We start from the raw sequence: 26581 nt of genomic DNA, 5'->3' as shown, positions 1-26581 counted from the left end.
GGCGACGCTCACCCTGGGGTCGTCGCCCTCACGGTCCGCTGGTCGTGCGCTCGCGCAGGTGGGACAGCGGTGCGTGCGGTGGACGCCACTCCAGCAGCAGCGCCGTCGCGTCGTCGTCGAGCTGCCCCTCCTGGTAGGCGACCACCGCGCGCACCAGCCGGCGCATCGTCTCCGGGGTAGCCAACTTGTCGTTGAGGGCCCGGTTGACGAAGTCGACGAGACGCGTCAACCCGAACCGTTCCCCGTCGACGCCCCGCGCGTCGGTGATGCCGTCGGTGTAGGCGAGGATGCGGTCCCCGGGGTGCAGCTCCTCCTCGTACACCTCGGGGCGCTGGGTCGCCAGGTGGCCCAGGCCGAGCGGGAGCGCGGTCGGGCCCGGCAACTCACGGATCGCCTTGCCGTCGCGCAGCAGCAGCGCGCCCGGGTGGCCGGCGTTGATCACCCGGAGCCGGCCGGTGCTCCGCTCCAACTCGACCAGGAGCGCCGTGGCGAACATGTGCGGGTGCTCGGAGCGCACCCACCTGTCGATGCTGGTCGCCGTGTCGACCAGGTCTAGGCCACAGCGGCGCGCGTTGCGGTAGGCGCTGACCACCAGGGAGGCCAGGGTGCTCGCCTTGATGCCGTGTCCGCAGGTGTCGAACAGCCCGACGCTGAGCACGTCACCGTTGAGCGCGTAGTCGAAGATGTCCCCGCCGACGTCGTAGCACGGTTCGAGGATGGTGGTGAGCAGCATGTCGTCGGTGGCGAAGGTCAGCGGGGGCAGCAGGCCCCAGACGATCTCGGCGGCGACCTGCATCGGCAGCCGACGCCGCAGCCGCTCCACCACGTCGCCGTACGGTCGGCGGTTCACCACGAGTTGCGCGACGCAGGTCGCCAACTCCCAGGCCGGCTCGTTCATCGCCGGGTCCCCGGCGGCCGGCGAGACGATCTCCAGCACGCCCATCCGTTCGCACCCGACGAGCAGCGGCACCCAGATCCGGTCCGCACTGTCGGCCGCGTGCTGCACGTCGAGGCCGGTGAACGCCCGACCGGCGAGGGTCGTCTCGATCGCCAGCTCACCCCGGTCGAGACCGGCACCGAGCAACGGTACGAGGCTGGCCTGCTGGTAGTCCGCCAGGTAGATCACGATCTCGGTGGCGTCCATGGCCGGCGCGGCCCGGTTCACCAGCAGGGGCAGATCGTCCGGCCCGCCGCGGGGTGCGGCGAGCTGGAGCCACCGCACCGCGTCACCCGCGTCGGCCAACCTGAACCTCCCCCATCTTGTCCTCCACACCGTAGGAGGCACACGGCAAACCGCCAACACCTGATTCGGGCAGCACGGCGGGCAGGGAGAATGACCGTGGCGGACATCTCGGGTCCGCGCCAACGAAGGAGGCAGGGTCGTGGTCGTCGCGGGACTCGTCCTGGCCGGCATCGCCGGCCTCATCCATGTCTACATCTTCTACCTGGAGTCGGTCGTCTGGACCACCGCCCGCGCCCGCGCGGTCTTCGGCACCAGCCGCGAGGAGGCGGAGGCCACCCGGCAGCTCGCCTTCAACCAGGGTTTCTACAACCTCTTCCTGGCCGTCGCGATCGTCGTCGGCATCGTCGCCTACGCCGTCGGCGCGCACACCGTCGGCGCGACCCTGGTCTTCGTCGGCGCCGGGTCGATGGTCGCCGCCGGGCTGGTGCTGCTGATCTCGGCACCCGACAAGGCCAGTGCCGCGCTCAAGCAGCTCGTCCCCCCGCTCCTCGCCGTCGCCGCCCTGGCGATCGGGCTCAGCCTCGGGTAGCGGAGGCGGGACAGCGACGCCCGGTGACGGAGGCGGCCGTGAACCGACGAGAACCGCCAGCCCGGTGACCGTCGGGGCACGGCCTGAGGCGGTCAGGGGCGGTAGCGGTAGCCCATGCCCGGCTCGGTGATCAGGTGCCGGGGCCGGGCCGGGTCGTCCTCCAGCTTGCGTCGCAGCTGCGCCAGGTACTGCCGCAGGTAGTTGGTCTCCTGCTGGTACTCCGGCCCCCACACCTCGTGCAGGAGCTGACGTTGGCTGATCAGCTTGCCGGGGTGACGCAGCAGCCGTTCCAGCACCGCCCACTGGGTGGGGGTGAGCCGGACCTCGGTGCCGTCGTCGCGGGTGACGGTGCGGGTGGCGAGATCGACGGTGTGCCGACCCACCTGGGCGGTGGCCGTCGCGTCGACAGGTGAGGTGGCGAGCCGACGGGTGACGGCGCGGATCCGGGCGAGGAGTTCGTCGACCCCGAACGGCTTGGTGACGTAGTCGTCGGCACCGGCGTCGAGGGCGGCTACCTTGTCCGCGCTGCCGGCCCGCCCGGACAGCACGATGATCGGGATGGTGGTCCAGCCGCGCAGGCCCCGGATGACCTCCACGCCGTCGAGGTCGGGCAGGCCCAGGTCGAGCACCACCAGGTCCGGCGGGTGGGCGGCGGCGGCCTTCAGCGCGGCCGTGCCGGTCCCGGCGACCTCGACGTCGTACCCCCGGGCGCGCAGGTTGATCCGCAGCGCGCGGAGGATCTGCGGTTCGTCGTCGACGACCAGGATGCGGGTCACCGGTCCGGCCTCTCGTCGGCGGCGGGCAGCCGCAACACCATGGTCAGCCCCCCACCGGGGGTGGTCTCCGGGGTGATGCTGCCACCCATCGCCTCGGCCAGCCCCCGCGACAGGGCCAGCCCCAACCCCACCCCGGTCTGGTTGTCCCGGTCGCCGAGCCGCTGGAACGGCAGGAAGACGTGCTCCCAACGGTCCTCGGGGATGCCGGGGCCAGTGTCGATGACCCGCAGCTCCACCTGCCCGGCGTGGCTGCTGGCGGTGAGCGTGGGCGGCTGCCCGGCCGGGCTGTGCCGCAGGGCGTTCGCGACGATGTTGACCAGCACCCGTTCCAGCAGGCCCGGGTCGGCGTCGACCGCCGGCAGGTCGGCGGGAATGTCGGTCCGTACGTCGGCGGCGGCCGGCCCCAGCTCGTCCAGGGCCAGCGGTACGGCGTCCTCCAGCCCGATCGCGGTGCGGGTGACACCCAGCGCGCCGGCCTGCAACCGGCTCATGTCGAGCAGGTTCGCCACCAGCCGGCCGAGCCGGTCCAGGGACTCGTCGGCGGTGGCGAGCAGTTCGGCCCGGTCCTCGGGGTCGAAGTCGACGTCGGGGCTGCGCAGGCTGCTCACCGCGGCCTTCGCCGACGCCAACGGGGTACGCAGGTCGTGGCTGACGGCGGCGAGCAGCGCGGTGCGTAACCGGTCGGCCTCGGCGAGCGGCCGGGCGGTGGCGGCTTCCTCGGCGAGTCGTTCCTGGCGCAGCGCGACGGCGGCCTGCGCGGCGAACGCCTCGACGATGCGCCGGTCGGCGGCCTCCAGCCGACGGCCGCTGAGCACCACGGTCAGCCGGTCGTCGACCGGCACCGTGGTCTCCCCCGCGCCAGGGCTGCCCGCCGGGTCCACCCCGACGCTGGCGACCCGACGCCAGGCCCCCTCCTCGTGGGCCCGGCCGGGCCGCCCCCGCGCGTCGGGGACGAGTTCCAGGACGCTGACCGCGCGCAGCCCGAAGGTCTCCCGCAGCCGGTCGAGCAGCGCCGGCAGCGGCCGTTCACCGCTCAGCACGCCACCGGCGACGGTGGCCAGGGTCTGCGCGTCGGCGGCGGCCCGGGCCGCTTCCCGGGTACGCCGGGCCGCCACGTCCACCACCCAGCTCACCGCGACCGCCACCCCGACGAAGACGCCCAGCGCGAGGAGATTGTCCGCCTCGGCGATGGTCAGCGTGCGGTACGGCGGGGTGAAGAACCAGTTCAGCAGCAGCGATCCGCCGAGCGCGGCGACCAGTGCCGGCCAGAGGCCACCGACCAGCGCCACTCCGACCACCCCGGCCAGGAAGATCAGGATGTCGTTGGTCAGGGTGAGGTCCGGCAACACCGACAGCAGCAGGGTGAGCAGCGGCAGGCCCAGCCCGGCGAGGGCGAACCCGAGCAGCCGACGCCGTCGGGACAGCGCGGCCGGCATCCCGGCCCCGCGCCGGCCCCGCCCGGCCTGCGGGTGGGTGACCAGGTGCACGTCGATCGCCCCGGAGCGGGCCGTGGTGGTGACGCCGACGCCCCGGGCGATCAGCTGGGCGAACCGGCCGCGCCGGCTCGCGCCGAGCACCAGTTGGGTGGCGTTGACCCCCCGGGCGAAGTCGAGCAGGGCGGCCGGGACGTCCCCGCCGAGCACCTGGTGGTAGCTGCCGCCGAGGCTCTCCACCAGGACCCGCTGCCGGGCGAGCTGGGCCGGGTCCGCCCCGGCCAGCCCGTCGTCGCGGGCCACGTGCACGGCGAGCAGGTCGGCCCCCTTGCTGCGGGCGGCGATCCGGGCCGCCCGGCGGATCAGGGTGTCCCCCTCCGGGCCGCCGGTGAGGGCGACGACGACCCGTTCCCGGGCCTCCCAGGTGGCGGAGATGCCCTCCTGGGCCCGGTACCGGTCGAGCTGGTCGTCGACCTTGTCGGCCAGCCAGAGCAGGGCCAGCTCACGCAGCGCGGTGAGGTTGCCGACCCGGAAGTAGTTGCCCAGCGCCGCGTCGATCCGGTCGGGCCGGTAGATGTTGCCGTGCGCCATCCGCCGGCGCAGCGCCTCCGGGGTCATGTCGACCAGTTCGACCTGTTCGGCGGCGCGGACCACGGCGTCCGGGACGGTCTCCCGCTGGGTGGTGCCGGTGATCCGGGCGACCACGTCGTTGAGTGACTCCAGGTGCTGGACGTTGACCGTCGACAGCACCGAGATGCCCGCGTCGAGCAGTTCCTGGACGTCCTGCCAGCGCTTGCCGTGCCGGGAGCCGGGCACGTTGGTGTGCGCCAACTCGTCGACCACGACCAGCTCCGGGCGGCGGGCCAGCACGGCGTCGAGGTCCAGCTCGGTGAACTCGGCGTCCCGGTAGCGCAGCGTGCGCCGGGGCAGCACCGCCAGGTCGCCGATCATCGCGGCGGTGTGCGGCCGGCCGTGCGTCTCCACCAGGCCGACCAGCACGTCGGCGCCCCGCTCGGCCCGCCGCCGGGCCTCCTCCAACATGGCGTACGTCTTGCCGACGCCGGGGGCGGCACCCAGGTAGATGCGCAGTTCACCTCGTGGCACAGGACCATCCTCTCGCTGTGCGTACCGCCCCGGGGCGCGACCGCCGGGCCGGCACCCCGGGCAGGGGTGCCGGCGTCGGGGCTCAGCGGGCGGGCAGGCTCCGGTCGAGGGCCAGGTTGAGGGCCAGCACGTTCACCGCGGGGGCACCCATGAAGCCGAGCGTCCGGCCGGTGGTGTGCTCGGCGACCAGCCGCCGGACCACCGCCGGGTCCGCGCCGCGCTCCCGCGCCACCCGGGCCACCTGGATCCCGGCGTACGCGGGGCTGATGTGTGGGTCGAGGCCGCTGCCGCCGGCGGTGACCGCGTCGGCGGGGACGGCGGGGTGTGCCGGCGCGTCCCCCCGGACCGGGGTGATCAGCCCACCGGCGGCCCGGTAGTCCTCCCCGGGTTGCGCCAGCTCCACCGGCACCCCCTGCCAGGAGGTGACGAACGGGGTGGCCGGGGCGGTCTGGTTGACGCTGACCACCCGGATGATCCGGCCGGTCAGCCCGTCGGCGCGGAACACCGCCAGCACCGCCCCCACCCCGTCGGGCGTGCAGTACGGCCGCCGCCCGTCGACGCCGTCGAGCAGGCCGACCGCCCGGCTGCGGGCGCAGACCTGGCTTAGCAGGCTCCGGGTCGAGTCCTGCGGGTCGACGGCGAGGGCGTCCAGCACGCTCTCCGGGCCGAGGTTCGAGGCGCCGGAGGCGGTCGGGTCGTAGCCGTCGCCGGCCCCCGACGGGCGGGACTGGAAGTAGCGCGGGACGGGGTCGCCGTCGGCGTCGGTGAAGGACTGCCCGATCAGGGTGCTGCCGACGGTCCGGCCGTCCACGGTCAGCAGCGAACCGTCGGTCTTCGCGTCGAGGCCGGGGAGCCGGCCGACGGCGACCAGGGTCAGCGGGTAGGCCACCCCGAGCAGCACGGTGAACACGAGCAGGGCGCGCAACGCGGCGAGGTGGGCGGCGAGCCAGGCGGGTGGGCGCATCACGAGACTCCCGGAACGAACTGGATGAGCAGGTCGATGATTTTGATGCCGACGAACGGCGCGACGATGCCGCCGAGGCCGTAGACCAGCAGGTTGCGGCCGAGCAGCCGGGACGCGGCGGCCGGCCGGTAACGCACCCCGCGCAGCGCCAACGGTACGAGCGCGATGATCACCAGGGCGTTGAAGATCACCGCCGCGAGGATCGCCGACTCGGGGCTGCCCAGCCGCATCACGTTGAGCCGGTCCAGGCCCGGGTAGATGCCGGCGAACATGGCCGGGATGATCGCGAAGTACTTCGCCACGTCGTTGGCGATGCTGAAGGTGGTCAACGCGCCCCGGGTGATCAGCAACTGCTTGCCGATCTCCACGATCTCGATCAGCTTGGTCGGGTCGGAGTCCAGGTCGACCATGTTGCCGGCCTCCTTCGCCGCCGACGTGCCGGTGTTCATCGCGACCCCGACGTCGGCCTGGGCCAGCGCCGGGGCGTCGTTGGTGCCGTCCCCGGTCATCGCGACCAGCCGGCCGCCCTCCTGTTCCCGGCGGATCAGGGCGAGCTTGTCCTCCGGGGTGGCCTCGGCGAGGACGTCGTCCACCCCGGCCTCGTCGGCGATCGCCTGCGCGGTACGCGGGTTGTCTCCGGTGACCATCACGGTCCGGATGCCCATCCGGCGCAGCTCGGCGAACCGCTCCCGCATCCCGGTCTTCACCACGTCCTTGAGGTGGATGACGCCGAGCGCGCGGGCCGGCTCCCCGGCGACGTGTTCGGCCACCACCAACGGGGTGCCGCCGAGCCCGCTGATCTCGTCGACCAGCTGACCGACCTGTTCGCCGGGGTGACCGCCGTGCTCCCGTACCCAGGTCAGCACCGCCGTCGCCGCCCCCTTACGGACCCGGCGGGCCGGCGCGTCCTCCGGCGTCAGGTCGACGCCGCTCATCCGGGTCTGCGCGGTGAACGGCACGAAGTCGGCGTACGGCAGCAGCCCCGGTTCCTCCGCGCGCAGGCCGAACTCCTGCGTCGCCAGCGCAACCACCGACCGGCCCTCCGGGGTCTCGTCGGCGAGGCTGGCCAGCTGCGCGGCGGCGGCCAGGTCGGCGGTGGTGACCCCGTCGGCCGGCAGGAACGCGACGGCCTGCCGGTTGCCCAGGGTGATCGTGCCGGTCTTGTCCAACAGCAGGGTGTCGACGTCCCCCGCCGCCTCCACCGCCCGGCCGCTCATGGCCAGCACGTTGCGCTGCACGAGCCGGTCCATGCCGGCGATGCCGATCGCCGACAGCAGCGCCCCGATGGTGGTCGGGATCAGGCAGACCAGCAGGGACACCAGCACCACCCCGGTCACCCCGTCGTCGGTGACCGCCCCGGTGTCGGGCGCGGCGGCCTGCCAACCCTTGGCGAAGATCGCCAACGGCTGGAGGGTGACCACGGCCAGCAGGAAGATCAGGGTGAGCGCGGCGAGCAGGACGTTCAGCGCGATCTCGTTCGGGGTCTTCTGCCGGTCGGCCCCCTCGACCAGGGCGATCATCCGGTCGATGAAGCTCTCCCCGGGCCGCTGGGTGATCCGCACGACGATCCGGTCCGAGAGCACCCGGGTGCCGCCGGTCACGGCGCTGCGGTCACCGCCGGACTCCCGGATCACCGGCGCGGACTCACCGGTGATCGCGGACTCGTCGACGCTGGCGATGCCCTCGACGACGTCACCGTCGCCGGGGATGGTCCCACCGGCGCTGACCAGGACGACGTCGCCCTGCCGCAGCTGCGGCGCGGGCACCGCCTCGTCGGTGTAGGTGTCGGCGCGGGCACCCGGCGACCAGCCGACCAGGCGGGTGGCGATGGTGTCCCGCTTGGCCTGCCGCAGCGAGGCGGCCTGCGCCTTGCCCCGGCCCTCGGCGACCGCCTCGGCGAGGTTGGCGAAGAGCACGGTGAGCCAGAGCCAGCCGGTGATCGCCCAACCGAACACCGACGGGTCGGTCACCGCCAGGACGGTGGTGAAGGCCGCGCCGATCTCCACGATCAGCAGCACCGGGTTGCGCCACAGGGTGCGCGGGTCGAGCTTGCGCAGCGCGTCGGGCAGGGAGCGGAGCAGCTGCCGGGGGTCCAGCAGGCCGCCACCGGCCCGGCCACCACCCGGTGCCCGGCCGTCGGGTGGGCCCACCGCCACCCGGGCCTCGGCTGGGCCGGCGGTCGGCGGCTGCTCGCCACCGGATGCCACGGACGGGACGGTCATGTCGTTCCTCCCCATGGTGGTCACCGCCCTTCGGCCAGCGGGCCGAGGGCGAGCGCGGGCAGGAAGGTCAACGCCACCAGGATCACCGTGACGCCGACGACCATCCCCACGAAGAGCGGGCGGTGGGTCGGCAGGGTGCCCTCGGAGGCGGGGGTGGGTGCCTGGCGGGCGAGCGAGCCGGCCAGCGCGAGCACCAGGATGATCGGCAGGAACCGGCCGAGCAGCATGCACAACCCGAGGGCGGTGTTCCACCACGGGGTGTTCACGGTGATCCCGGCGAACGCCGAACCGTTGTTGTTGCTCGCCGAGGTGAACGCGTAGAGCACCTCGGACAGTCCGTGCGGGCCGACGTTCAACGCGGTCGAGGCGTTGCCGGTGGCGAAGGCGGCAGCCGTGCCGATCAGCACCAGGGCCGGGGTGACCAGGAAGTACAGCGAGGCGAAGGTGATCTCGCGGGAACCGATCTTCTTACCCAGGTACTCCGGGGTCCGGCCGACCATCAGACCGGCGACGAACACCGTGATCACCGCGAGGACCAGCAGCCCGTACAGGCCCGCGCCGACGCCGCCGGGGGCGACCTCGCCCAGCATCATGTTGCCCAGCGTCATCATCCCGCCCAGCGCGGTGTACGAGTCGTGGGCGGAGTTCACCGCGCCGGTCGAGGTCAGTGTGGTGACCGCGCCGAAGGTCGCCGAGTTCGACACGTCGAAACGGACCTCCTTGCCCTCCAGCGCCGCACCGACCGCCTGCGGCACGGTGCCGTGCCCGGCCAACTCGAACACGTTGGTGAGGGTGACGCTGCCGAGCGCCAGGACGGCCATCACCGCGACGATCGCGTAGCCCTGCCGGTGCTGGCCGACCATCCGGCCGAAGACCCGGGGCAGGCTGAACGGGATCAGCAGGATCAGGAACAGCTCGACCCAGTTCGTCCAGGCCGTCGGGTTCTCGAACGGGTGGGCGCTGTTGGCGTTGTAGAAGCCACCGCCGTTGGTGCCCAACTCCTTGATCACCTCCTGGCCGGCCACCGGACCACCGGGGATGCTCTGCCCGCCGCCGGTCAGGGTGGTCACGTCGGTGCCGGCGGAGAGGTTCTGCACCACCCCGCCGAGCATCAGCACGACCGCGCCGAGCACCGCCACCGGCAGCAGCACCCGCAGCGTGATCCGGACCAGGTCCACCCAGAAGTTGCCCAGCTCGCCGGTACGGCTGCGGGCGAACCCCCGGACCAGGGCCACCGCCACCGCGATGCCCACCGCGGCGGACAGGAAGTTCTGCACCGCCAGCCCGGCCATCTGCACCAGGTGACCCATGGTCGACTCACCCGCGTACCACTGCCAGTTCGTGTTGGTCACGAACGACACGGCGGTGTTCCAGGCACCGTGCGGGACGACCGGGTCGAAGCCCAGCGACAGCCACAGGTGGTCCTGCCACCGCTGGAAGGCGTAGAGGAACAGCACCGAGACGGCGGAGAAGGCCAGCACGCTGCGGGCGTAGACGCCCCACGACTGCTCGGCGGCCGGGTTCACTCCGACCAGCCGGAACACCCCGCGCTCCACCCGGGACTGTCGGGTGCCGGCGACCACCCGGTACAGGTGGTCGCCGACCGGGCGGTACGCGACGACCAGCGCCACCACCAGGGACAGGATGAAGATGACGCCCGCTGTGGTCGTGGTCATCAGAAGCGCTCCGGGAACAGCAGCGCGACGACCATGAACACACCCAGGCCGATCGCCAGCACCAGGCCGACGGCGTTGACGGCGTTCACCGCTTCTCCACGCCCCTCACCACGAGGGCGAGCGCCGCGAACAGCACCACCGTCACCAGTACGAACACCACGTCAGACACGCGGACTCCCTCAACCGGACCCGAACGCCGTGACCGCCTTCCGGCCACGCCGGGCAATCACAACGCGCTCTGATCCGATCGGGCAGGGTCCATAACGCGACCTAGACGGGCAGCCGCGGTTTCTTGACGTGTTCTTCACGCCGGCCACCGCAGCCGGTGACGGCGGTCACGGTGCGGAGGGGAGGTCGGTGCGTGGACGGGCGGGACGGCCCGGGCGGTCGTACCGGCATGGTCAGCGGCGGATGGCCCGCCGGATCGACTCGGGCACCCGCCGGGCCACCGCCCGCCGCAGCCGGAAACGCAGGCTGTCCAGGTGCGCCACGGTGACCGGGCGGGCACCGTCGGCCGCACAGCGGAACGCCACCGGCAGCGTGGCGTCCTCGGTCCAGCCACAGCAGGTGACCCGGGCCTTCAGGTCCCAGGTGCCGCTGCTGCGGCCACCGTTGAGCGCGCCGACGTCGAGTCGGGCGGTGCCGCGCCGGACCAGCCGCAGCGTGCCGTCGCCCACCGGGACCAGCTCGACGGCGCCGGTGACCGGCACGAAGAACTCCTCCCGGGTGTCCCGCCGCCGGGCGATGACGTCGAGCTTGGACTGCTTGATCCCGGGGGTCGCGTCCCGCAGGTCGGCCGGTACGTCGTCCACCGGCACCACCAGCAGCCGCTGCTCCCCGTCGGCGGTGAGGGTGAGCGGCTGGTCGCCGAAGAACAACTCGCCGGTGAGGGTGACGGTCAGGACGCCGCCGTCCTGCTCGACCCGCTGCACGGTGGGCTGGGCCCGGACGGCCGCCTCCCACTGGGCCAACCGGCGCAGGTCGGCGGTGCGGCCCTGCTCGATGAGCCGGGTGATGATCCGTTGCAGTGGCGGCAGACCGGCGGCGACGCCCGGGGCGAACCGGTCCCGGATCGTGCGTTGTGCCTCGCCGACCAACTGGTCCACCCAGTCGGCGGGCGCGTCGAGCAACCGCCGGCCGCGAAGTCGGGAGACCATCTCGTTGCGCAGCCACCGCCGGTGCAGCCGGTCCCGCAGCGCCCCGGGCTCGGTGTGCGCGTCGACGATGTCGAGCGCCTCACGCAGGTTGACGAAGTAGCCGGCCGGCTCCAGCGCGGTGGCGGTGACGTTGCCGGCGTCGACCCGCCGCTGGTGGTGGTAGCAGACGTAGTCGGCCAGCACGCAGGTGCGGCGGGACAGGAAGTACGCCCGGGTGACGAAGACGTGGTCCTCCAGCCGGCGCTTGCCCTCCGGGAAACGCAGGTCGTGCTCGATGAGGAAGGAACGCCGGAACAGCTTGTGCGCGGTGAGGCTGTCGATCAGGGGCGCGTTCGCCAGGGTGGCGTCGAACCGGTTGCGCCGGAACAGTTCGCGCGGCACCGAACGGCGGTGCCCGGCCATCTTGCCGACCACCAGGTCCGCGTCGTGCTCGCGGGCGCAGGCGTACAGCCGTTCCAGCGCCTCCTCGCCGAACCAGTCGTCGTCGTCGGCGAAGAAGACGTACTCGCCCCGGGCGTGTTGGACGCCGAGGTTACGGGGCCGCGACGGCCAGCCGGAGTTGTCGATGTGCAGCACCCGGATGTGCGGGTGGGCGGCAGCCAGTTCGTCGAGCCGGGCGCCGGTCGAGTCGGTCGAGCCGTCGTCGACGAACATGACCTCGAACTCGCCGGCCGGCAGCGACTGGCTCAACAACGAGGTGACGAGCTTCTCGATGTGCGGTCCGGAGTTGTACGCCGGGACCACGACGGTCACCTTGGGGTCATTCGTACTGGCGGTCATGGCTCTTCCTGAGGCGGTCCGTGAGCCGGCGCGGGGATGCGCCCAACCGTGCGGACGGGCACCCGTTTGGGGGGCGTTCCGTCGCCGACATGGCCCGTTCAGTTTGCGGACTTTACGCGACCGCAGGGGCTGACGCAGGCCCCGAATCGGATGATTTCTCGATCCTCGGCCCGGCGGTGCAGGACGACCCGTTCCCGCCTGGAACGCCACCCTCGACAGTGGCCGGGACCACACTCCACCGGGCACCCACCGAACCCCGGATCACCGCACGGCCGGCCCCGACGTGAGCTGGCCGGCCGGCTCCGAACTGGGCTGGTCGGCCGGCTCCGAACTGGGCTGGCCGGGCGGCTCGGAGCTCGGCCGGCGGGGCGGTGATCCGGGTGCCGGAAGGACGAATCCTCGACAGCGGACCCAAGCATGGGAAACCGCTACGCAGGGTAAACCGAGATCATGGCACCGCTTCGCACCTCGCCGCCCCCGCCTCAGGCCACCGAGTTGCGCCGGTGGGAACTGGCCGATCCCGCCGGCCTGCGTGCCCTGCGCGCCTCGCTGCACGAGGCGCTCACCGGTGAGCGCCTGCTCGACGGTCAGAACCTGGACGAGGTCCCCGAGCTGATCGTCCTGGTCGCCACCGAGTTGGCCACTAATGCCCTCAAACACGGCATTCCGCCGACAATTGTCCGACTACTCACCATCGACGAGTCGCTCATCCTCGACGTCGCCGACCACGACCTCAGCACCATCCCCGAGCTGTCCGACACCCGGCCGATGGGGGCCGGCGGCCGGGGACTCCAGATCGCCATGGCGGTCTCCCTGGAGGTCGGCTGGTACGCCACCGACCGCACCAAGAACATCTGGGCGTCCTTCCCCCGCCGCTGACCCGACCGGGCAAGGCCCCGCCACATGGCCACAGCCGAGTTGGCCCGTCACATGGTCACAGCCGAGAAGCCCGACGGCCGGTCGCAGCCGAAACGGCCGCAGCCGAGAAGGCCCGCCGCACGGCCGCAGCCGAGTTGGCCGGCCCGGCGGAAGGGGTCAGTCGCCGGCCGGGATCGGGTCGTCGTACTCACCGGCGGGACCGGTGAACAGGGTGCCGCCCGCCATCGGCCAGGCGTTCGGCCGGCAGCCGTGCAGGCCGAGCGTCTGCTGCTGCATCACCGGTGCCGGCCCGCCTGCCGCCGGGCACCGCTCGTGACCCCGGCCCAGCCGGTGCCCCACCTCGTGATTGAGCACGTACGACCGGTAAGTAGCGAGATCACCCCTGAAGTCCGGTACGCCCCGTGCCCACCGCGCCACGTTGATCACCACCCGGTCACCGTTGCGGCAGGAGGTGTAGCGGTCCGAGGTGTCCCCGCACAGCTCGCCCCGGGTGACCGGGGTGGTCAGCAGCACGGTGAAGTCCGCCGGGCCGTCGGCACCGACCCGTTGCAGCCGCCACCGGCCGTCGGCGGTCCAGCCCCGGCGGTCGGCAAGCACCACCGCCACCTCCCGGCCGAACCGCTCCGGGTCGACGGCGTCGATGCCACCCTCCACCGCCACCCGGTAGCGCAGCAGCTGGCCGTCCCGCCCGGCGACCGCACCCTCAGCGGTCGCCGTCCGCCAGGTGCCGGTCCCCCGTTGCGGGTAGCGCAGCGCCGCCGGGGCGGGCGCGGCGGCGGATCCGAGCGGGACGGGTGCCTCCGCCCGGGTCGGCACGGGTGGTACCGCGGCGGCGGGCGGCCGGACCGGCTCCCGGCGGACGTCGCCGATGAGCGCGCCCAGGTCGACGCCCTGCCGCTGGGCCACCACCGCACCGCCGGCAGCCAGCCCGGCCACCACCAGCACCACCGACAGGACACCGGCCGGGGTCACGCCCCGGCGTCGCCCCCGGTGCCGGCCCCGGTCAGCGGCCTCGCTCACCGTCAGGGTGCTCACCGTCGTCCTCCCCGTCCACCTGTGGTCCACTCCGGGCAGGAGTACGGGCGCGAGGCCCGAACGGATGAGTGCCCGGGAGGAGCAATCCGGACCCGGGTACCGTTGCCGGGCAGACACTCCCGACGATCCGGACACCACCCGGCCGTCACGCCGAGGAAGGACCACCCGTGCCGGACGCCGACGCCCTCATCGCCGCCGCAGTCGCGGCGGTGCGCGGCACCGACGTACGCAATGCGGAGCGGAAGCTGGACCAGCTCGTGGTCGGCGGTGACGGTGGCCGGCCGACGCCCGGCGGACCCGAAGGCCCGGCGGCGGTGGACGCCGCCCTGCTCGGCCGGTTGGTGGCCTCCCTGGGTCGGCTCTGGCCACGGGGCTGGCAGCCGGCCGACGTGGCCCGGATCGTGACCCGACGGCTGGGCGCGCGCCCCGGCCGGCTGGTCACCGAGGCCCTCGCCGCCGACCGGGCGGCCCAGCCCGGCCCGGTGCCGCAGTGGTGGGACGACCAGTTGGCCGGCCTGGACGCCCGGGTCCACGGGGACGACGACGCCGGATGGCTGACCGGTTGGACCACCCGGGAGGGTACGGACCGGATCACCGCCCTGCGCGACGCCATCGAGGTGCTGGCCCTGCTGACCGGCCTGCCGCCGGTCGCGGTGCTGCGCCCCCCGCCCGGCGGCGTCGGCGGACCGGCCACGACCGCGTCGAGCGGTCCGAGCGGATCCCGGGTGCTCGACCGGGTACGGGCGTTGCTCGCCAAGGCGGAGTCCACCACGTTCCCGGCCGAGGCTGAGGCGTTCACCGGCAAGGCGCAGGAGCTGATCGCCCGGCACAGCCTGGAACGGGCGCTGGTCGAGGCGGACACCGCCCACCCGGACCGGCCCGGTGGGGTCCGGATCAGCACCGACGCCCCGTACGCGGGTGCGAAAGCGCTGCTGGTGCAGGAGGTGGCGGCGGCGAACCGGTGCGAGTCGGTCTGGTCCGACGATCTCGGTTTCGCCACCGTGCTCGGCTTCTCCGCCGACCTGGAGGCCGTCGAACTGCTGCACACCTCACTGTTGGTGCAGGCCACCGCCGCGATGCTGCGCGGACGCCGGGAACGTCAGGGCGGCGGTCGACGCACCAAGGCGTACGACGAGGCTTTCCTGCACGCCTTCGCCCGGCGTATCGGCGAGCGGCTGCGGGCCGCGACCGACGAGGCGAACCGGCAGGCGGCGCAGGACGCCGGGGCGGACCGGCTGCTGCCGGTGCTCGCCGCCCGCTCCGGTGCGGTACGGGAGCGGATGGACACCCTCTTCCCCGGTGTCACCCGGGCCCGGCTGACCGTGCGGGACGCCGAGGGCTGGCAGTCCGGCACCTCGGCCGCCGACCGTGCCTCGCTGGCCGGTACCGCCCCGCCGGGCCGGCCGCTGCCCGGTCGACGCTGACCCGACGGCCCGGGATCCGCCCACTACGTCCCTGTGCCCGCGCCCGACCGGGCATCCCCGGCCCGGGCAGACCCTCGGCCCAGGTAAGTCTCCCGGGCCGGGCAGGACTCCAGGCCGGGCAGGACCGCTGGGTCCGCCGGGCAGGACCGCGTGGGGTCCGGGTCAGACGTGGCAGTCGCGGGTGAGCCGGGCCGGGATCTCGACGAAGTCGGTGCCCATCCAGCTTGCCGGGCTCTTGGCCGCCGCGCCGCCCTCGATCTTCGTGGCGGTCTCGTCGACCAACTTCTTGATCCGGGCGTCCCGGGCCTTGCGGGCCTGCGCACGGAGGTCGTCGGCGAGCCCGCTCAGTCGCCCCTTGAGCTTGCCGTTGAGCTGCTCCGGGGTGAGTTCCTCCCGGGTGGCGGCGGCCGAGTCGGCGGTGATCTGCCGGCTGCCGTCGATGATCAGCTGGTCGACGGCGCGACAGACCTGCGCGGTGTTCGCGGCGGTGCCGGCGGTCGGGGTGCCGGCCGTCGGGGTGGTGGTCGTCACCGTGTCGGGCGTGGCCTGCCCGGTGGGGGCATCGGCGGCACTGGTCGGCGTTGCGGGTGCGGCGTCGGTGTCGTCCCCGCTGTCCGAGCAGCCGCTGGCGAGGACGGCGAGGACGGCGAACGTGAGCGCGGTGGCGGAGCTGCGGTGCATCGACTTCCCCGTTTCGATGTGTCGGGCGGTACCACGGACACGATGCCGCACGGCCCGCTCGGCCGACGTCTCACCCCCGACGCGCCGCACCCCCCGACGCGCCTCACGCCGGACCGACGAGGTCGGTCCGGCGTGACGGGTGGCGCGGTTCAGCTCTTGAAAGCGTCCTTGACCTTCTCGGCGGCCTGCTTGAGGCTGGACTTGGCCTGGTCGCTGCGACCCTCGGCCTCCAGACGCTCGTTGTCGGTCGCCCGACCCACGCCTTCCTTGACCTTGCCGGCGGCGTTCTCGGTCGTGTTTTCGATCTTGTCGTCGAACCCCATGAGAGCCTCCCGAATAAGCACTTTTTCCAACGCCCCTCAACTACCCCCACCCCCCATCCCCAAAACACCCCCACCACCCGCTCCGGCCCGTTGACCAAGAGGTTTGCGTCACCAGCAAGCCGACTGGTGACGCAAACCTCTTGATCAACGCGGTCGTCCGGGGTGGAGGGTGGTGGTGGAGAAGCGGCGGAGGCGGAGGCTGTTGGCCACCACGAAGACCGACGAGAAGGCCATCGCAGCGCCCGCGATCATCGGGTTCAGCAGGCCGGCGGCGGCCAGCGGGAGGGCGGCCACGTTGTAGGCGAACGCCCAGAACAGGTTGCCCTTGATCACGGCGAGGGTGCGCCGGGAGAGCCGGATCGCGTCCACCGCGGCGGTCAGGTCGCCCCGGACCAGGGTCAGGTCGGACGCCTCGATCGCCACGTCGGTGCCGGTGCCCATGGCCAGCCCCAGGTCGGCCTGGGCCAGGGCCGGCGCGTCGTTGATCCCGTCACCGACCATGGCGACCGTACGACCCTGCGCCTGGAGCCGGCGGATCACGTCGACCTTGTCGGCCGGCAGCACCTCGGCGGTCACCTGGTCGATGCCCACCTCGGCGGCCACCGCCTTGGCGACGGTCGCGTTGTCCCCGGTGAGCAGCACCGGGGTCAGGCCCAGGGCACGCAGCCCGGCGACCGCCTCCCGGCTGGTGGGCCGGACCACGTCGGCGACCGCGAGGACCCCACGGGCCCGCCCGGACCAGCCCGCCACCACCGCCGTACGACCGGCGGCCTCCGCCTCGGCCACCGCCCGGACCACCTCCTCCGGTACGTCCAGACCCCGCTCGCGGAGCAGCCTCGGCCGCCCGACGACCAGGTCGTGGCCGTCGACGGTGCCGGTGACGCCGAGCCCCTCGGCGGCGGCGAACCCGGTGACCGGGGGCAGTTCCCCGGCCTCGGCGGCGCCGGCCGCCACGGCGCGGGCGATCGGGTGCTCGGAGCCGGCCTCCAGCGCCCCGGCGAGCCGGAGCAGTTCGGCCCGGTCCTGCCCCTCGGCGGGACGGACGTCGACCAGGGTCATCCGGCCGGTGGTGACGGTGCCGGTCTTGTCCAGCACCACCGTGTCGACCTGCCGGGTGGATTCCAGCACCTCCGGTCCCTTGATCAGGATGCCGAGCTGGGCACCCCGCCCGGTGCCGACCAGCAGCGCGGTCGGGGTGGCCAGGCCGAGCGCGCACGGGCAGGCGATGATCAGCACGGCCACCGCGGCGGTGAAGGCGGCGGTGGGGCCGGCCCCGCTGCCCAGCCACCAGCCCAGCGTGCCGACGGCGAGCACGATGACGATCGGCACGAAGACCCCGGAGATCCGGTCGGCGAGCCGCTGCACGGCGGCCTTGCCGGTCTGTGCCGCCTCCACCAGCCGGGCCATCTGGGCGAGCTGGGTGTCCGCGCCGACCCGGGTGGCGGTGACGACCAGCCGGCCGCCCGCGTTGACGGTGGCACCGGCCACCGTGTCGCCCGGCCCCACCTCGACCGGCACCGACTCGCCGGTGAGCATGCTGGCGTCGACCGCCGAGGTGCCCTCGTCGACCCGCCCGTCGGTGGCGATCTTCTCGCCGGGCCGGACCACGAACCGGTCGCCCACCACGAGCTGGTCGACCGGAACGCGGGTCTCCGTGCCGCCGCGCAGCACGGCGACGTCCCGCGCGCCGAGTTCGAGCAGGGCCCGCAGGGCCGCCCCGGCGGTCCGCTTGGAGCGGGCCTCGAAGTAGCGGCCGGCCAGCAGGAACACGGTCACCCCGGCGGCGGCCTCCAGATAGATGTTGCCGGCCCCGTCGGTGCGGACGATGTCCAGCCGGAACGGGTGGGTCATCCCGGGCATCCCGGCGTCGCCGAGGAAGAGCGCCCAGAGCGACCAGCCGAACGCGGCCAGGGTGCCGAGCGACACGAGGGTGTCCATGGTCGCCGCGCCGTGTCGCAGGTTGGTCCAGGCGGCCCGGTGGAACGGCAGCCCGCCGTACGCGACCACCGGGGCGGCCAGGGTCAGTGACAGCCACTGCCAGTAGGTGAACTGCCAGGCCGGCACCATCGCCAGCACGATCACCGGCACGGTGAGCACGGTCGACACCCGCAGCCGGGTCCGCAGGGCGCCCAGCTCGTCGACCGGCCCTGCGGCCGGTTCCGTGCCGGCGGGGGTGGGCGGCGGGGGGACGACGGCGGTGTAGCCGGTCTTCTCGACGGTGGTGATCAGGTCGTCGGGGGTGACCCCGTCGGCGTACCGGACGGTGGCCTTCTCGGTGGCGTAGTTGACGCTCGCCTCGACGCCGTCGAGCCGGTTGAGCTTCTTCTCGATCCGGGCGGCGCAGGACGCGCAGGTCATTCCGCCGATGGCCAGTTCGATCAGGTGGGGTGCGGTGGGCAGGTTCGACGTGTTCGGGGTCATCGCGGCACCTCCGGTCAACCGTGGGTGTGACCGGCCCCGCCGGTGCCGGTGACGGGCACGCTCGGCGTCGGGTCGGTGGTGGGCTCCGGGCCAACGGGGCTGGGGACGGGTCGCGGGGTGTTCGTGGGGTCGTGGCGGGTCTCGGCGGGCGGGGTGACGGGGCCGGTCAGCTGGCCGACCCCGTACGCCGCGCCGAACACCACCGCGAGGGCGAGGGCGAATCCGCCCAGCCTGGTCGGTGTGTTCACCGGTCCCCCCGGACCGTCACGCCTCGACGAGGTCGTAGCCGGCCTCGTCGACGGCGGCCCGCACGGACGCGGTGTCCAGCGGGCGGTCGCTGGTGACGGCGACCCGGCCGGAGGCCAGGTCGACCTGGACGTCGGTGACACCGTCGAGGGCACCCACCTCGGCGCTGACCGCGCTGACGCAGTGCCCGCAGGTCATGCCCTTCACCTGGTAGTTCGTGATCATGCGGCTCTTCCCTCCACTCGTCCAACATACCCCCCAGGGGTACGTCACCCTGCGACCGTAGCATACCCCCCGGGGGTACGCTATCCTGGTCGCCATGACCACACCGAGCACCCCGGTCCGGGGCTACACCGCCAGCAAGGACCAACTGCTCGCGCGGCTGCGCCGCGTGGAGGGGCAGGTCCGGGGCATCGAGAAGATGGTCGACGACGACCGGTACTGCATCGACGTGCTCACCCAGATCTCCGCCGTGCAGGCCGCCCTGGACAAGGTCGCCCTCGGGCTGCTCGACGGCCACGCCCGGCACTGCATGCACGAGGGGGCCGCCGAGGGCCGCGCCGACGAGATGGCCGCCGAGATGATGGCCGCCGTCGGCCGCCTGATGAAACGCGGCTGACCGGCCCGCCCGTCCGGCGACCTGCGGTCGGCGGGGCATCGGACGGGCGGACTGCCCGGCGTCGCGGGGCCGGTGGGATCCGGCCCCGCGACGCCTCACGGGTGGCGGTCAGCGCCGGGCGAGGATCTTGCGCATGGTGTCGATCTCGCCCTGCTGGGTGGTGACGATCTGCTGCGCCATGGCCCTGGCCCCGGCGTGCCGGCCGTCCGCCAACTCCTGCCGGGCCATGGTGATCGCACCCTCGTGGTGGGCGATCATCAGGGTGAGGAACCGGCGGTCGAAGTCCCGACCGGTCGCCCCCTCCAACCGGGCCAGGTCGGCGTCGGACATCATCCCCGGCATGCCGTGGTCCATCCCCGGCAGGTGACCGTCGGCCGGGCCGCCGGACGGGACGGGCCGGCCCCAGGCGGTCAGCCACCCGGTCATGGTGGCGATCTCCGGGGCCTGGGCGGCGCGGATCCGTTCGGCCAGCCGGGTGACCTCCGGATCGGCGGCCCGGCTCCCGGCCAGCTCCGACATGCGTACCGCCTGCTGGTGGTGCGGAATCATCATCTGGGCGAACATCACGTCCGCCGGGGCGACCCCGGCGGACACGGAGGCGGCCGGGGCGGTGCCCGCGGCCGGACGGCCGTGGCCGCCGTCGGAGGAATGGCCCCCACCGCAGGCGGTCAGGGCGGACGCGGTGGTGAGAGCGACGCCGGCCAGGGCGGCGCGACGGGCAAGGGTACGAGTGGACACGGGCAGACCTTTCGGTACGACGGAGACGGACGGCGGACACGGCGGAGCCGCGCCCGGGTGTCCTATCTGCGCAGTACCGACACCGTGGCGAGCCGGAGCCCGAGCGGGCGCGGTGGCGGGGCGCGCGGCTCCCGGGGCCGCGACGGCGGACGGGCCACCCCGGCCGGCCTGGTACGCACCGCGCAGAGCAGCACCAGCAGCGTCACGGTGAGCGCCCCGAGCACCGCCAGGCAGACGCTCCACCCGGTGGCCGGTGAGCCGGTCGGCTCGTAGGGCAGCACCACCACACATCCGGCCCCGCACCCGAGGGGACGGGCCGTCACCATCGCGAGCCGTACCGGACCGGTCAGGTCCCCCCGGTCCATGACCGGCGACACGACGGACGTCCGGTGGGGGCGCTCGACCGGGGTGTCGTGCCCGACGGAGGCCCGGTCCGCCGAGGTGGAGTGGCCGACCGTGGAGTGGCCGACCGGCCGACCGTCGGCGGGATGACCGGCGGCCGGGTGCGCGTCGTGGCCGAGGGTGTGCATCGCGGACAGCCCCAGCAGGGTGCCGACGAGCAGCAGCAGCCGCAGCCACCGCCCGGCCGTCGTCGTTCCCGCCCGCCGCACGGTTCCACGCTAGCCGTCCCGGACGACCGGCGGGCCCGGACGGGTCGGCCACCCGACACGGGCGTACCCGCCGCAGCGGTGGCGGGGCCTGCCACCAGCACGTGAACCGCGCGGCCCGACCTGGTGCTGGCTACCATCGTCCGACGACCCGCCGCCCGTGGATGAACCGGCTGGCCGGCTGACACGTATCCCGTCCCGGATCGTTGGGAGTACTCGCACATGGGCGCCGACCACACCCGTCCCGCTCCGTCCACCCCACCCCGGGTGCGGCGGATCCTCGTCATGACGGTGGTGCCGCTCATCGTCGTCACGGTGATCGCCACGCTGCTGCTCTGGCCGGGGGAGACCCCGAAGATCGACCAGGGCGAGCAGGTGCCCCGCTACCACGGCACGGTGACCCGGGTGGTGACCGAGCCGTGCCCGCCCGCCCCGCAGACCCCCGACGGCCCGTCGGGGGCGGCCGACGGGCCGTGCGGGACGGTGACGGTCACCGTCGGGCAGGGCCCGGACAGTGGTGAGCAGGTCGAGACGCCGGTCCCGTCGGGGCCGGGGGCACCGACGGTGGCGGTCGGCGACGAGGTGGTGCTGGTCGCGTTGGCCGACCCCACCGACCCGTCGGTGAGCAGCTACCACATCGCCGAGCACCAGCGGGGCATGCCGCTGCTCTGGCTGGTCGCCCTGTTCGCGGCGGCGATCGTCGCGTTCGGCCGGCTGCGCGGGCTGGCCGCCCTGGCCGGCCTCGGGGCGAGCTTCGCCATCCTGTTGACCTTCGTGGTGCCGGGCATCTCCGCCGGGGGCGCACCGCTGCCGATCGCGGTCACCGGCGCCGCGCTGATCATGTTCGTGGTGCTGTACCTGACCCACGGGGTCACCGCGCAGACCTCGGTGGCGGTGCTCGGCACGCTGGGCAGCCTGGTGCTGACCGGCGTCCTGGGCACGCTGGCCACCGCCGCCACCCACCTGACCGGGTACGGCAGCGAGGAGGCCACCACGCTGTCGATGTACCAGCGCGACGTGGACCTGCACGGACTGCTGCTGGCCGGGATCATCATCGGTTCGCTGGGGGTCCTGGACGATGTCACGGTCACCCAGTCGGCCACCGTCACCGAGCTGGCGCACGCCAATCCGGGGCTGTCCCGGTTGCAGCTCTACCGGGCGGCGACCCGGGTCGGGCGGGCGCACATCGCGTCCACGGTCAACACGATCGTGCTGGCGTACGCGGGGGCCTCGTTGCCGTTGCTGCTCCTGCTCACCGCCGACAGCCGGCCGGTGAGCCAGATCCTGACCAGCGAGTTCCTGGCCCAGGAGATCGTCCGCAGCGCGGTGGCGACCCTGGGGCTGGTGGCGGCGGTGCCGCTGACCACCGGATTGGCCGCGCTCGTCGTCACCGCCGGGCGCGGTCCCGCCGACGCCGACGCGACCGGACCGACGCCCACCCCACGCCCCGCCCCCGACCGTGCCGAGGCGCTGGCGGCGCTGAGCGGCCCCCGGCACGGCGAACCGTCCACCCCGGCCCCCGCACGGTGGCCAGACCCGGAAAGGAGCACGGACACCGCATGGTGACACTGCGCTGTGTGACCGGAGGTGAGGTCGCGGCTGTCGGTCGCGTCACTGATTACCCCTCGCTATCGGGAAAATACGCATTTTGCCGGGTTGTGACCGTAGATCCCCGGTACGACTCTCGGGTAACCTCGCTGCCGGTCACCGCCGAAGGCGCCCACCGGAGCCAGCGGTGCCACCGCCCAATCGCCGTACGGCGAGCCGGGGAACCGAGCACCTGGGGTGAATCCGCGCCAGCGGTAGGGGCCACTTCCGTCCCGAACCCGTCAGCTAACCCGGTCGGCGGTCGACGGAAGGGACAACTGTGACGGCACCCCTACGCCACTGGTGGACTCCGGTGGTGGCCGTGCTCGCCGCCCTGGCGCTGGTCGCCGGGCCCGCCGCCTCCCCCGCGGCGGCAGCACCCAACGCGCCCACCCCCTCGGGGCACGAGGAGGACGAGGAGCCGAAGCTGCTCACCGACGTCATCGAGGCGACGAACCGGGAGTATTCGGCGGCGAAGAACCGGCTGGAGAAGTCCAAGAAGCGCCAACTCGAGTACGCCATCGAGGTGGAGAAGGCGGAGCAGGAGCTGGCGGCGTTGGCTCCGCAGGTCAACGAGATCGCCGCCCAGTCGTACCGGACGGGTCGGGTCGGCGCGGTCGCGGCGCTGCTGGAGAGCAACGCCCCGGACACCTTCGTCCGGCGGGCCGCCGCCCTGGACGAGCTGAACATGGTCAACGCCGGCAAGCTGGCCGAGGTCAACAAGGTCAAGAAGCGTGCCGAGCAGGCCAAGCTCGCCGTCGACACCGAGGTCCGTGAGCAGCAGAAGCAGACCAACCTGATGGCCAAGAAGAAGACCGAGGCCGACAAGGCGCTCGCCCTGGTCGGCGGTCGGGGCTTCACCGGTGGCCTGGTCGACGCCACCTCGCCGGTCGCCCGGATCGCCCCGGGCCAGACGGCCGACGGCGACTGGCGCGGCGAGTCGTGCAGCGAGAACGACCCCACCACGTCCGGCTGCATCACCCCGCGCACGCTGCACATGTACAAGGAGGTCAAGCGGGCCGGCTTCAACCGGTTCGTCGGCTGCTACCGCCCCGGCGGGCCGTGGGAGCACCCCAAGGGCAAGGCGTGCGACTGGTCGTTGCAGAAGAGCGGCTTCAGCCCGTGGCACAACAACGACACCCGGATGTACGGCAACAACCTCGCCGCGTTCCTGATCCGCAACTCGGACCGGTTGGGCATCTACTACGTGATCTGGAACCGGCAGATCTGGTTCCCGGCCAACGGCTGGAGTTCGTACTCCGGGCCCTCCAACCACACCGACCACGTCCACGTGTCATTGCTGTAGCCGGCCCTCACCAGCACGAAGGCCGCCCGGCTGAGCCGGGCGGCCTTCGTCGTGCGTGGTACGCCTCAGCCGGGGACGGCCGCGGGCTCGCCGGTCGGCACGGCGTCGACACCCGTCGGCACGGCCGGCCCGGGTACGACGGCAGCGGCCGCCGCGGTGGTGGGCGCAGCCGCCCGGGTGGCGGGAGCGGCGGCCTCGTGGGCCGGCGCGACCTGGCGGACCTCACCGGCGGCGAGGCGGTAGGACATGCCGACCACCGCGCACCGCCCGGCGGCCACCTCGGCGGCGATCACCGGGGAGTTGCCGAGCAGCACCTCGACGGTCTGCGCGATGTGGATGTCGACGATCCCGTCGATGTCGTGCACTCCCTGCTGGTCGGCGCGACGCAGGCTCGGCCCGACGGCGGCGACCACCGAGTAGAGGTGCCCCGGGGGCTGGGTGCCGGTACGGGCCGCCTCCCGGGCCGCCTGCACCGCCCCGCAGGAGTCGTGCCCGAGGACCACCACCAGCGGGGTGCCGAGGATCGTCACCGCGTACTCGACGCTGCCGAGCACCTCCGGCCCGGCGGTGTGCCCGGCGGTCCGGACCACGAAGAGGTCACCCAGACCCCGGTCAAAGATGATCTCGGCGGCCAGCCGGGAGTCGGAGCAGCCGACGATGACGGCGAAGGGATGCTGGCCGTCGGCGACGGCGGCCCGGTGGCTGGCACCCTGGTTGGGGTGGTGGGGCTCCCCGGCGACGAAACGCCGGTTGCCCGCCTGTAGTTCGGCCAGCGCCTGGGTCGGAGTGATCGGGGCCATTGCCTCACCTCGGTCCGGAATCGCACCTGGTCACGCCGGCCGGCGGCGACGACGGCCGTGTTCCCACGGTCACACGCAGCGAAAGGTACGTCAAGATTTCGTGATCCACGTTTCAGGCTTTGGTCGCCACGATGTCGACCAGGGGTCGAGGCCCACGGTCGACCCGGCGGCCGACGGCGGGCCTCCCAGGTACGGGCCATACGATGACGTCATGGCGACGACGACGGGCGGCACCGGGAGCACCCGGAACTGGACGTTCCTCACCAACCACGGTCACGTGCTGCTCGCCATCGCCCGCAACCCCACCGCCCGGCTGCGGGACGTCGCCGAGGAGGTCGGGGTGACCGAGCGGGCCGCCCAGGCCATCGTGGCGGACCTGGAGACCGGTGGCTACCTGCGGCGTACCCGGGTCGGCCGACGCAACGAGTACACGATCGACCCGAGCGGTCACTTCCGGCACCCCGCCGAGGCCGACCGCCAGGTCGGTGCCCTGCTCGCCCTCTTCACCCCCACCACGCCGACTCAGGCGTCGGGGCCCACGGCCCACCCGACCGACGCCTGAGGCATCAGCCCACCTGCCCGACCGAACCCGGCGGCGACAGCCCGGGCGACCACGCCCCAGGCGGCAGCCCAGGTGACCGGTGCCGAGTCGACGGCCCACCCCCGGTGCGTGCGTGGGCGGGCCGTCGGGCGTCCGGTGCTTCATCCGGGCCACGGCGCGGTGGCGGCACCCAGACCGCGCCCCCAGGCCGGGACGGCTCAGCAGAACCGGCCCGGGGACGGCTCGACAGAACCGGCCCGGGGACGGCTCAGCAGAAGCTGCCGGCCCGCGCGCCGCCGTCCTGCCGGGTGGTACGGAGGTCGCAGAGGTCGTAGCCGTTGGCGGTGAGCGCCGCCTTCGCCGCCGTCGTCTGCGCCCCGGTCAGCGCCGGCTCCCGGGACAGGACGAAGCCGGTGCTGCGGTCCGGGTCACCGACGACCGCCCAGCGGTAGTCGGGGTCGAGCCCGATCACCACGTAGTTCGGCCCACCCAGGTAGAGCCACCGGCTGCCGAGCTTGAGGAACGACACGGTCAACGCCGAGTCGGCCGGCGGGTTCTCGCTGCGGGCCCGACCGGTGACCGCACTGGTGGTGCCGACGATGGTCTGGCAGGTGTTGCGGACCCCGACGGTGCCGTCGGGCTGGACGTCGTACCGGGCCTTGACGTTCTTGAAGCACTGGATCTCGAAGATCGCCGGGATGGCCGCGACCTGGTACCAGTCGCCCGCGTACCGCTCGACGTCGACGTCGGCGACCGGGGTGAGTGGCCCGGTGTCGACGGCGGTCGGCGCGGCCTGCGCGGGTACGGCGGTGGCCAGCACCGTCGCGGTGGCGACGGCGACGGCCGCGGCGACCTGACGACGTACTCCCATGGTGTCTCCTCCGGTCTGTTCGGTCCCGGCGCGGCAGGATGTCGCGCCGCCGGCCAATTGCCCGGACCGACCGGACGGAAACTGTCGGCATTCTCATCGCCGTCGATGCATCCGGGAGCAGGTCAGCGCGCGTATCCCTGCTGGGAACGGTCCGTCCACAGGGCACACCGTGGCCCGGGTCACTGGCCCGATCGGGTCGCCGACGCTGCGCGCACGGCCGGGTGGGGATAGGTTGGACGGGTGATCCGCCCAGCTTCCACCCGGCCCGTCTGGGTGTCGAGGCTGCGCGACCTGACCCGGTTGGCGGTCACCGCCCTGGTGCTCACCGTCGGCCTCGGCGGGCTGTTCGCCGCCACCGGCGGCCCGGCCGCCGCTGCCGCCCAGCCGCTCGTGGTGACCTCGCGGGTGGCCGAGCTACCCGCCGACACCTGCGCCGGTGACGACGCGTCCACCGAGACCCGTCCCGGTGCCGGGCGACCCGCCCACGGGCCCAGCCGGCCGCTGCCGGCCGGATCCGCCGACGAGCCCACGGTCCGGCCAGCCGCCCGGTTGGACGTGGCGACGCCGGACCCGGCCCGGGACGCCACCGGCCGGCGCGGCCCGCCCCGGCACTGAGCG

The 26581-nt window shown here is 73.5% G+C and carries 26 protein-coding genes and 1 riboswitch; of the genes, 8 read left to right on the top strand and 18 right to left on the bottom strand.

Going from position 1 to position 26581, the window contains the following annotated elements; translation table 11 throughout:
• Positions 1 to 28: 28 nt before the first annotated feature.
• Positions 29 to 1243 carry a PP2C family protein-serine/threonine phosphatase gene (locus AB0C22_RS03330; RefSeq protein WP_255597845.1) on the bottom strand — a complete coding sequence of 405 codons (1215 nt, stop codon included), beginning with the start codon at positions 1241 to 1243 and terminating at the stop codon, positions 29 to 31.
• 139 nt (positions 1244 to 1382) lie between these two features.
• Here AB0C22_RS03330 and AB0C22_RS03325 point away from each other — a divergent pair, with 139 nt between their 5' ends.
• Entirely contained in the window at positions 1383 to 1772 is a 390-nt protein-coding gene (locus AB0C22_RS03325) for a DUF1304 domain-containing protein (RefSeq protein ID WP_219466280.1), read from the top strand.
• A gap of 92 nt (positions 1773 to 1864) precedes the next feature.
• Here AB0C22_RS03325 and AB0C22_RS03320 read toward each other — a convergent pair whose 3' ends face one another.
• The 7 genes from AB0C22_RS03320 to AB0C22_RS03290 form a co-directional block, all read right to left on the bottom strand.
• On the bottom strand, positions 1865 to 2548 hold the full coding sequence (locus AB0C22_RS03320) for a response regulator (protein WP_219466278.1): 684 nt from the start codon (positions 2546 to 2548) through the stop codon (positions 1865 to 1867).
• Complete coding sequence (locus tag AB0C22_RS03315; RefSeq protein ID WP_357533200.1) at positions 2545 to 5085, bottom strand: DUF4118 domain-containing protein; 2541 nt, start codon at positions 5083 to 5085, stop codon at positions 2545 to 2547. The genes AB0C22_RS03320 and AB0C22_RS03315 overlap by 4 nt, the downstream gene beginning before the upstream one ends.
• 82 nt (positions 5086 to 5167) lie before the next feature.
• Positions 5168 to 6049 carry a potassium-transporting ATPase subunit C gene (locus AB0C22_RS03310; protein WP_219466276.1) on the bottom strand — a complete coding sequence of 294 codons (882 nt, stop codon included), beginning with the start codon at positions 6047 to 6049 and terminating at the stop codon, positions 5168 to 5170.
• On the bottom strand, positions 6049 to 8271 hold the full coding sequence (gene kdpB / locus AB0C22_RS03305) for a potassium-transporting ATPase subunit KdpB (protein ID WP_357533198.1): 2223 nt from the start codon (positions 8269 to 8271) through the stop codon (positions 6049 to 6051). The genes AB0C22_RS03310 and kdpB overlap by 1 nt, the downstream gene beginning before the upstream one ends.
• A gap of 20 nt (positions 8272 to 8291) precedes the next feature.
• Complete coding sequence (gene kdpA / locus AB0C22_RS03300; protein WP_219466267.1) at positions 8292 to 9947, bottom strand: potassium-transporting ATPase subunit KdpA; 1656 nt, start codon at positions 9945 to 9947, stop codon at positions 8292 to 8294.
• Complete coding sequence (kdpF, locus tag AB0C22_RS03295) at positions 9947 to 10036, bottom strand: K(+)-transporting ATPase subunit F (RefSeq protein WP_067312053.1); 90 nt, start codon at positions 10034 to 10036, stop codon at positions 9947 to 9949. Before kdpF ends, kdpA begins: the two co-directional genes overlap by 1 nt.
• A gap of 312 nt (positions 10037 to 10348) precedes the next feature.
• On the bottom strand, positions 10349 to 11884 hold the full coding sequence (locus tag AB0C22_RS03290) for a glycosyltransferase family A protein (protein WP_219466259.1): 1536 nt from the start codon (positions 11882 to 11884) through the stop codon (positions 10349 to 10351).
• A gap of 450 nt (positions 11885 to 12334) precedes the next feature.
• On the opposite strand from AB0C22_RS03290, the gene AB0C22_RS03285 reads away from it, so the two are divergent.
• The gene (locus AB0C22_RS03285) at positions 12335 to 12763 is read left to right on the top strand and encodes an ATP-binding protein (protein ID WP_219466258.1); all 429 of its coding nucleotides are present in this window, start codon (positions 12335 to 12337) and stop codon (positions 12761 to 12763) included.
• A gap of 156 nt (positions 12764 to 12919) precedes the next feature.
• On the opposite strand, the gene AB0C22_RS03280 is transcribed toward AB0C22_RS03285, so the two are convergent.
• Positions 12920 to 13798, bottom strand: coding sequence for a DUF3152 domain-containing protein (locus tag AB0C22_RS03280; protein WP_308290990.1), 879 nt, complete (start codon positions 13796 to 13798; stop codon positions 12920 to 12922).
• A gap of 167 nt (positions 13799 to 13965) precedes the next feature.
• On the opposite strand from AB0C22_RS03280, the gene AB0C22_RS03275 reads away from it, so the two are divergent.
• Positions 13966 to 15222, top strand: coding sequence for a DUF2786 domain-containing protein (locus AB0C22_RS03275; RefSeq protein ID WP_357533194.1), 1257 nt, complete (start codon positions 13966 to 13968; stop codon positions 15220 to 15222).
• Between the two features lie 162 nt (positions 15223 to 15384).
• On the opposite strand, the gene AB0C22_RS03270 is transcribed toward AB0C22_RS03275, so the two are convergent.
• The 5 genes from AB0C22_RS03270 to AB0C22_RS03250 all read right to left on the bottom strand — a co-directional run bounded on the left by AB0C22_RS03270 (position 15385) and on the right by AB0C22_RS03250 (position 19118).
• Positions 15385 to 15903 (bottom strand): hypothetical protein, encoded by a 519-nt coding sequence (locus AB0C22_RS03270; RefSeq protein WP_219466256.1) that lies wholly within the window; start codon positions 15901 to 15903, stop codon positions 15385 to 15387.
• A gap of 149 nt (positions 15904 to 16052) precedes the next feature.
• Positions 16053 to 16226, bottom strand: a complete 174-nt coding sequence (locus tag AB0C22_RS03265) for a CsbD family protein (protein WP_219466254.1) — start codon at positions 16224 to 16226, stop codon at positions 16053 to 16055.
• A gap of 144 nt (positions 16227 to 16370) precedes the next feature.
• The gene (locus AB0C22_RS03260; RefSeq protein ID WP_357533192.1) at positions 16371 to 18647 is read right to left on the bottom strand and encodes a heavy metal translocating P-type ATPase; all 2277 of its coding nucleotides are present in this window, start codon (positions 18645 to 18647) and stop codon (positions 16371 to 16373) included.
• A gap of 14 nt (positions 18648 to 18661) precedes the next feature.
• Positions 18662 to 18895, bottom strand: a complete 234-nt coding sequence (locus tag AB0C22_RS03255) for a hypothetical protein (RefSeq protein WP_219470895.1) — start codon at positions 18893 to 18895, stop codon at positions 18662 to 18664.
• A gap of 16 nt (positions 18896 to 18911) precedes the next feature.
• On the bottom strand, positions 18912 to 19118 hold the full coding sequence (locus AB0C22_RS03250) for a copper ion binding protein (protein WP_219466249.1): 207 nt from the start codon (positions 19116 to 19118) through the stop codon (positions 18912 to 18914).
• 94 nt (positions 19119 to 19212) lie between these two features.
• Between AB0C22_RS03250 and AB0C22_RS03245 the strand changes: the two genes are divergently transcribed.
• Positions 19213 to 19512: a metal-sensitive transcriptional regulator gene (locus tag AB0C22_RS03245; RefSeq protein WP_091244878.1), complete on the top strand. Its 300-nt coding sequence runs from the start codon at positions 19213 to 19215 to the stop codon at positions 19510 to 19512.
• A 108-nt stretch (positions 19513 to 19620) separates the two neighbouring features.
• Here AB0C22_RS03245 and AB0C22_RS03240 read toward each other — a convergent pair whose 3' ends face one another.
• Together AB0C22_RS03240 and AB0C22_RS03235 are read right to left on the bottom strand one after the other, a co-directional pair.
• Positions 19621 to 20250: a DUF305 domain-containing protein gene (locus tag AB0C22_RS03240; RefSeq protein ID WP_308290989.1), complete on the bottom strand. Its 630-nt coding sequence runs from the start codon at positions 20248 to 20250 to the stop codon at positions 19621 to 19623.
• A 62-nt stretch (positions 20251 to 20312) separates the two neighbouring features.
• Positions 20313 to 20861 carry a hypothetical protein gene (locus AB0C22_RS03235; protein ID WP_255597844.1) on the bottom strand — a complete coding sequence of 183 codons (549 nt, stop codon included), beginning with the start codon at positions 20859 to 20861 and terminating at the stop codon, positions 20313 to 20315.
• 219 nt (positions 20862 to 21080) lie between these two features.
• On the opposite strand from AB0C22_RS03235, the gene AB0C22_RS03230 reads away from it, so the two are divergent.
• Positions 21081 to 22424 (top strand): YibE/F family protein, encoded by a 1344-nt coding sequence (locus AB0C22_RS03230; protein WP_219466232.1) that lies wholly within the window; start codon positions 21081 to 21083, stop codon positions 22422 to 22424.
• 166 nt (positions 22425 to 22590) lie between these two features.
• Positions 22591 to 22722: riboswitch (cyclic di-AMP (ydaO/yuaA leader) on the top strand.
• A 3-nt stretch (positions 22723 to 22725) separates the two neighbouring features.
• Positions 22726 to 23751 (top strand): hypothetical protein, encoded by a 1026-nt coding sequence (locus AB0C22_RS03225; RefSeq protein ID WP_219466230.1) that lies wholly within the window; start codon positions 22726 to 22728, stop codon positions 23749 to 23751.
• A gap of 65 nt (positions 23752 to 23816) precedes the next feature.
• Here the strand turns inward: AB0C22_RS03225 and AB0C22_RS03220 are convergent, their stop codons facing one another.
• Positions 23817 to 24551 (bottom strand): carbonic anhydrase, encoded by a 735-nt coding sequence (locus AB0C22_RS03220; RefSeq protein ID WP_208565656.1) that lies wholly within the window; start codon positions 24549 to 24551, stop codon positions 23817 to 23819.
• A 211-nt stretch (positions 24552 to 24762) separates the two neighbouring features.
• Between AB0C22_RS03220 and AB0C22_RS03215 the strand changes: the two genes are divergently transcribed.
• Positions 24763 to 25113, top strand: coding sequence for a helix-turn-helix domain-containing protein (locus AB0C22_RS03215; protein WP_219466227.1), 351 nt, complete (start codon positions 24763 to 24765; stop codon positions 25111 to 25113).
• A 247-nt stretch (positions 25114 to 25360) separates the two neighbouring features.
• Here the strand turns inward: AB0C22_RS03215 and AB0C22_RS03210 are convergent, their stop codons facing one another.
• Positions 25361 to 25963: a lipocalin family protein gene (locus AB0C22_RS03210; protein ID WP_219466223.1), complete on the bottom strand. Its 603-nt coding sequence runs from the start codon at positions 25961 to 25963 to the stop codon at positions 25361 to 25363.
• A gap of 240 nt (positions 25964 to 26203) precedes the next feature.
• Between AB0C22_RS03210 and AB0C22_RS03205 the strand changes: the two genes are divergently transcribed.
• On the top strand, positions 26204 to 26578 hold the full coding sequence (locus AB0C22_RS03205) for a hypothetical protein (RefSeq protein ID WP_357533187.1): 375 nt from the start codon (positions 26204 to 26206) through the stop codon (positions 26576 to 26578).
• Positions 26579 to 26581: the final 3 nt, after the last annotated feature.

The sequence above is a fragment of the Micromonospora sp. NPDC048894 genome, assembly GCF_040649765.1.
GTDB classification, from domain to species: Bacteria; Actinomycetota; Actinomycetes; order Mycobacteriales; family Micromonosporaceae; genus Micromonospora; species Micromonospora antibiotica.
The sequence above is the reverse complement of the archived record's forward strand: the minus strand, read 5'-3'. Positions and strand labels throughout refer to the sequence as shown.